The following is a 6,000-nucleotide window of genomic DNA, read 5'->3' on the forward strand; positions in this document are numbered from 1 at the left end:
GGTGACGCATGGCACACCCGGCAGCTGGATTGACAGGCGAGAGGCAATGTCTCTCGCCGTTTTTTTTGTGCGCGCGCCGCGCGCGGCAAGCAAGCCGGAATCTTGCTATCGTGCCGTCATCCGAACTGCCGAACCGTGATGAGGGCATGCGATGGAATTCGACTACGACCTGTTCGTGATTGGCGCCGGCTCGGGCGGCGTCAGGCTGGCCCGGATGTCAGCGTCATACGGCGCGCGCGTGGGGATTGCGGAAGAAGAGCAGATCGGCGGCACCTGCGTGCTGCGCGGCTGCATTCCGAAGAAGCTGCTCGTCTTCGCTTCGCATTACCCGCATGAAGTCGACGACGCGCGCGGCTTCGGCTGGACCTTCGGCGCGGGCACGCTCGACTGGCCCGCGCTGATCGCCGCAAAGGATCGCGAGATCAACCGGCTGAGCGGCATCTACATCAACCTGCTGCGGCAATCCGGCGTCGAGATGCACGCCGCGCGCGCGACGCTCGTCGATGCGCATACGGTCGCGGTCGGCGAGCGCCGCATCACCGCGCGCCACATCGCGATCGCGACCGGCTCGCGCCCGTCGCTGCCGCCGCTGCCGGGCATCGAGCACGCGATCACGTCGCGCGAGGCGCTGTCGCTCGCGACGCTGCCCGCACGCATCGCGGTGGTCGGCGGCGGCTACATCGCGGTCGAGTTCGCGGGCATCTTCAACGGGCTCGGCAGCCGGGCCGACCTGTTCTATCGCGGCGAGCAGATCCTGCGCGGCTTCGACGACGACATCCGGCACTTCCTCGCCGACGAAATGACGAAGCAGGGCGTGACGATCCATACCCGCACCTCCGTCGACGCGATCGAGCGCGCCGACGACGGCACGCTGAGCGTGCGGGCCGGCGGCGCGCAGCACGGGCCGTACGACGCCGCGCTCTATGCGACCGGGCGCGTGCCGAACGTCGAGGGCCTCGGGCTTGAACAGGCGGGCGTCGCGCTCGATGCGCGCGGCGCGATCGCGGTCGATGCGTATTCGGCGACGTCGGTCGCGTCGATCCATGCGATCGGCGACGTGACGTCGCGCCCGCAGCTCACGCCGGTCGCGACGCGCGATGGCGGCCTGCTGGCGACGACGCTGTTCGGCGGACGGCCCGTCGCGGCCGATCACGAGTGGGTGCCGTCGGCGGTGTTCAGCCAGCCGGAGGTCGCCACCGTCGGCCTCACCGAGGCGCGCGCGCGGGACGTGTATCGTGATGTCGACATCTACCGGACGTCGTTCAAGGCGCTGCGCCACACGCTGACCGGACGCGACGAGCGCACGCTGATGAAGCTCGTCGTCGCGCGCGACAGCCAGCGGGTCGTCGGCGCGCACATGGTCGGCCGCGACGCGGGCGAGATCATCCAGGGCATCGCGATCGCGATTCGCGCGGGCGCCACGAAGGCGCAGTTCGACGACACGATCGGCATCCATCCGACCGCCGCCGAGGAGTTCGTCACGATGCGGCAGAAGGTGGCAGATTAGGAGCGGGTGAGCGGGCGACGCGCGCGGCGCGTCGTGCCGCCGCATCGCCGTGCCGGATCACGCGTGGCGGTTGCATGGCGGCCGCGTGCCGTGTGCGTCCGCCGGGTGCGCGCTCAATGCCAGCCGAACGCATCCAGCAGCCGATACCAGCTCATCGCCGCCACGAGCGCCGGCGTGCGCAGCAGCGCACCGCCCGGGAAATCGCGATGCTTGACCTTGGCGAACAGGTCGAAGCGGCTCGCCTGCCCGTCGATCGCCTCGGCGATCAGCTTGCCCGCGAGCGCGGTCGTGTTCACGCCGTGTCCCGAGAAGCCCTGCGCGAAATACATCGTCGGCGCGACGCGCCCGAAATGCGGCGCGCGGTTCATCGTGATGTCGACGAAGCCGCCCCATGCATAGTCGACCTTCACGTCCGCGAGCTGCGGGAACGTCTTCAGCATGTCGCCGCGCATCGCTTCCGCGAGATTGCGCGGCGGCAGCGTCGAATAGCTGACCTTGCCGCCCCATACGACCCGCGTGTCCGGCGCCGGGCGGAAGTAGTCGAGCACGAAGCGGCTGTCGCAGATCGCGGCGCGCGCGGGCATCAGCGCGGCCGCGCGCGCTTCGCCGAGCGGCTCGGTCGCGATCACGTAGGTGCCGACCGGCATGATCTTCTTCGACAGCGCGGGCGCGAGCGTACCGAGATACGTGTTGCACGCGAGCACGACGAAGCGCGCGCGCACATGGCCCTGCGCCGTCTCGACGAGATGGCCGGCCGGGATGTTGCGCACCCGCGTCACGCAACTGTTCTCGTGGATGCGCACGCCGGCTTCGGCGGCCGCGCGCGCGAGGCCCAGCGTGTAGTTGAGCGGATGCAGGTGACCGCCGTCGGGGTCGTACAGGCCGCCGCGATAGCGCGACGACTGCACGAAGTCGCCGAGATCCTGCTCGCCGACGAAATGCAGGCGGTCGTAGCCGAAGCGCTTCGCGACGTCGTCGCGCCAGCGTTTCAGCCCGTCGGCGTCGCGCTCGGTGTTCGCGGCGGTCAGGTAGCCGGGCACCAGCGCGCAGTCGATGTCGTGCTTCGCGATCCGCGACTTCACGAGCGCCAGCGTCTCGAGCCCCATCTCCCAGATGCGCTTCACGTCCGAGTCGGGCAGATAGCGCGCGAACGTGTCGATGTCGCACGCGTAGCCGCCGATCAGCTGGCCGCCGTTGCGTCCGCTCGCCGCCCATCCGACCCGCGACGCCTCGAGCACGGTCACCGTATAGCCGCGCTCGGCGAGATTGAGCGCGGCCGACAGGCCGGTCAGGCCCGCGCCGATCACGCACACGTCGGTGTCGGTTGCGCCGGCGAGCGGCGGGTGGCGGGTCGTATCGTTGACGGTGGCCGCGTAGTACGACGCGGCATGCGGCTGGTTCGCGAATGTCTGCATGATCAGGAAGGCAAATGTATGGCTCAGAACAGCTCGCGCACGCGGTGATACAGCATCCCGAGTTCGAGCGCGGGCTGGCGCCACGCGTCGCCGCCGGGAAAGCGGCGATGGCGCAGGCGCGCGAACAGGTCGAACGCGCGCGTGTCGCCCGCGATCGCGCCGGCGATCGTGCGCCCGGCGATGCCGGTCAGCGCGACGCCATGTCCGCTGAAGCCCTGGACGTAGAAGAAGTTCGGATCGAGCGCGCCGAAATCCGGCGCGCGGTTGCGCGTGACGTCGACGAAGCCGCCCCATGCGTAGTCGACGCGCACGTCGCCGAGCTGCGGGAATACGCCCGCCATGCGGCGCCGGATCGTCTCGGCGAGCGCGGCGGGCGATGCGCCCGCGGAATCCGCGCGGCCGCCGAACAGCATCCGGTGATCGGCCGACAGGCGGAAGTAATCGAGGAAGAAATTGTTGTCGCACACGGCTTCGCGCTGCGCGATCAGCGCGTCGGCGCGCGCCTGGCCGAGCGGCTCGGTCGCGATGATGTACGACGCGATCGGCGCGATGCGCGCGGCGGTCGCCGCGGGCAGCACGCCGCCCGGGCCCGCGTTGCAGCACGCGACGACGAACCGGCAGCGGATCTCGCCGGACGGCGTGCGCACGACGGGCCGCGCGCCGCGCACGACGTCGAGCGCGGGCGTGTGCGCGAACAGCGCGACGCCTTCGCGGCGCGCGGCATCGGCGAGACCGAGGCAGTACTTGAGCGGATGCAGGTGGCCCGACAGCGGGTCGTAGACGCCTGCGAGGTAGCGGGTGGAGGCGATGCGCGTGCGGATCGCATCGGTGTCGAGCCACGTCAGCGACGGATGGCCCCAGCGCGCCTTGGCCGCGTCCATCCAGTCGTGCAGGTCGTCGATGCGGCGCGACTTCGTCGCGACCGTCAGGTAGCCGCGCGTGAAGTCGCAGTCGATCCCGTAGCGCGCGATGCGCTCGGCGATCAGCGCGACGCCGTCGAGCGACAGCGCCCACGCGGCGCGCGCGCCGTTCGCGCCGAGCTGGCGCTCGATCTCCTCGTCCTTCGCGAAGCCGGTGATCGCCTGGCCGCCGTTGCGTCCCGACGCGCCCCAGCCGGGGCGATGCGCGTCGATCACCGCGACGGACAGCCCGCGCGCGCGGCAGTCGAGCGCGGTCGACAGGCCCGCGAATCCGGCGCCGATCACGCACACGTCGACGTCGAGCGTGTCGTCGAGTACAGGATCGTCGACCGCAGGGCGCGCGGCGCTCGCTTCGTAGTACGAGTCGCGCGCGAGCGCGTCGGCGCGGCGGGTGAATGACTGGCTCATCAAACCGACTCCTTTCATGCGGCGCGGGACGCCGTGCGCGCCGCACGGCGTCCCGCGCGCCCAGCGTCAGAACGAGTAGATGAACTGCGTCGCGAGCAGGTCGTTGGACTTGCCGTACGAGCCGTCGTTGCGCAGGAACACCTTGTTGTTCGCCCAGTCGTGCCGGTATTCGACCTTCACGGTGATCTGCTGGGTCGGATAGAACAGCAGGTCGAGCGCAACGTCCTGACGGATCGCGCCCTTGCACTCGAAGCCGAGGCCGCCGTTCGCCTTCGACGTCGCGAGGCAGTCCGAATCGACGCCGAAGCCGTTGTTCGGATCCATCCCGTTGCCGTTCAGCGCGATGCCGCCGCCGCCGCCGCCGTTCTTGCTGTTGACGAGCGCATCGTAGCGTAGCGTCACGCCCATGCGGCCGACCACCGGCGCGTTGAACTTGCGGTGCGCGAGCAGCGACAGCCCGTACCACTGCGCGAGCCCGCCGTTGAACGCCGCATGGTCCTGCCGGCCGTAGTCGACTTCGGCGTTGTACTGCACGTCCGCGAGCGTGTAGGTCGCGTCGAGCTCGCCGAAGAAGAACGCGCCATACGCGCTCGGTGCGTTGCCGCCCGGGCCGTAGTGGACGACGCCGTTCGAATCGATCGCGCTGGACAGCGTCTGGCGGCCGATGTTGAACGATCCGCCGATGTCGAGCGCGCTCGACCACGTGTAGTCCGCGCGTGCGGTGAAGGTCGGTACCTTGTTGCTGGTCGTGATCGGGTCGCCGAGCGCATTGGTGCCGGTCTGCGTGACCGAGCCGTAGGTGCGGTACTGCTCGTTGCCGAGGAAGAATTTCCACGCCCAGTTGCCCTTCGTGTAGTTCGCGCCGGCACCGATGTAGCTGCCCGGATCGGAGAAGTCGTACAGCAGGTTGTGCGTGAGCGTGAGCATCTGGTTCGACTGCTGCACCTCGTAGCCGCCGAAGCTCGGGATCAGGCCGGCGACGAGCGTCGTCTCGGCCGTGATCGGCACGTTGACGACCGCCGTGTTCAGGATGTTGTTGCCGATGTTGCCGCGCGAGTTCTGCAGCAGCGTGATGCCGTTGCCGCGGTTCGGCATCAGCGTGATCTCGGCCGACGGCGCCATCGGGCCGACGCCGAAGGTCTTCTTGATGTCGAGGTACAGGTCGCCGAACGTGCTGTTGAAGTAGTTGTACGAACTTTCGTGGTTCGCAAACAGGAACGACGACGTGCCGGCCGCGCGGTTGTAGATGTAGGTCGGATCGATGTAGCCCGTCACCGACAGGCCCGCGATCGGCCCGGTGTTGGCCGCGTCCGACAGCGAGTCGACCTTCAGCTGCTGGTTCGCGATCTGCTGCTTCATCTCGGTGACGTCGTCGTTGGTCAGCACCGCGGGCGCCTTGCCGTAGTCGGGCGACGATACGTCGACGCTCGTTGCCGCGACCGCTGCGCCGCCTGCCGCGCCCGCCTTGGCCGTCGTGCCGGCGACGGCGCCGCCCGGCTTCGCGGTGAGCTGCGCCTGCATCGCCTTCATCTGCTTCTGCAGCGCCGCGACCTGCGCCTGCAGCGCCTTGATCTGGGCGGATGTCGAGTCGGCCAGCGCGATGCCCGGCAACGCGCCGGCCACCAGCAGGCAGATCAGTTTCTTCTTCATTGCGGATTCTCCTTGTCGTGTGCCTGTCAATGCGTAATCAGAGCGCGCACCGCGCGAGGCGGCGCGCATCGGTTGTTATCGAAAGAGCGGATAAAGGGAA

Annotated in this window: 4 protein-coding genes; 1 reads left to right on the plus strand and 3 read right to left on the minus strand. The window is 69.3% G+C overall.

Going from position 1 to position 6,000, the window contains the following annotated elements; translation table 11 throughout:
* The first annotated feature begins 151 nt into the window (after window positions 1-151).
* Complete coding sequence (gor, locus tag ACV229_RS06600) at window positions 152-1,507, plus strand: glutathione-disulfide reductase (protein WP_448082303.1); 1,356 nt, start codon at window positions 152-154, stop codon at window positions 1,505-1,507.
* 113 nt (window positions 1,508-1,620) lie between these two features.
* On the opposite strand, the gene ACV229_RS06605 is transcribed toward gor, so the two are convergent.
* The 3 genes from ACV229_RS06605 to ACV229_RS06615 all read right to left on the minus strand — a co-directional run bounded on the left by ACV229_RS06605 (window position 1,621) and on the right by ACV229_RS06615 (window position 5,900).
* On the minus strand, window positions 1,621-2,922 hold the full coding sequence (locus ACV229_RS06605; protein WP_448082304.1) for an NAD(P)/FAD-dependent oxidoreductase: 1,302 nt from the start codon (window positions 2,920-2,922) through the stop codon (window positions 1,621-1,623).
* A gap of 23 nt (window positions 2,923-2,945) precedes the next feature.
* Entirely contained in the window at window positions 2,946-4,250 is a 1,305-nt protein-coding gene (locus tag ACV229_RS06610; RefSeq protein ID WP_448082305.1) for an NAD(P)/FAD-dependent oxidoreductase, read from the minus strand.
* A gap of 66 nt (window positions 4,251-4,316) precedes the next feature.
* Window positions 4,317-5,900: a DUF3138 family protein gene (locus ACV229_RS06615; protein WP_448082306.1), complete on the minus strand. Its 1,584-nt coding sequence runs from the start codon at window positions 5,898-5,900 to the stop codon at window positions 4,317-4,319.
* Between the last annotated feature and the right edge of the window lie 100 nt (window positions 5,901-6,000).

The organism is Burkholderia sp. MR1-5-21 (assembly GCF_053427715.1).

Excerpts from the sequence above, each read along its gene's own strand:
- ACV229_RS06605 (WP_448082304.1), bottom strand. The coding sequence starts at position 2,922 with ATGCAGACATTCGCGAACCAGCCGCATGCCGCGTCGTACTACGCGGCC.
- ACV229_RS06615 (WP_448082306.1), bottom strand. The coding sequence starts at position 5,900 with ATGAAGAAGAAACTGATCTGCCTGCTGGTGGCCGGCGCGTTGCCGGGC.
- ACV229_RS06610 (WP_448082305.1), bottom strand. The coding sequence starts at position 4,250 with ATGAGCCAGTCATTCACCCGCCGCGCCGACGCGCTCGCGCGCGACTCG.
- gor (WP_448082303.1), top strand. The coding sequence starts at position 152 with ATGGAATTCGACTACGACCTGTTCGTGATTGGCGCCGGCTCGGGCGGC.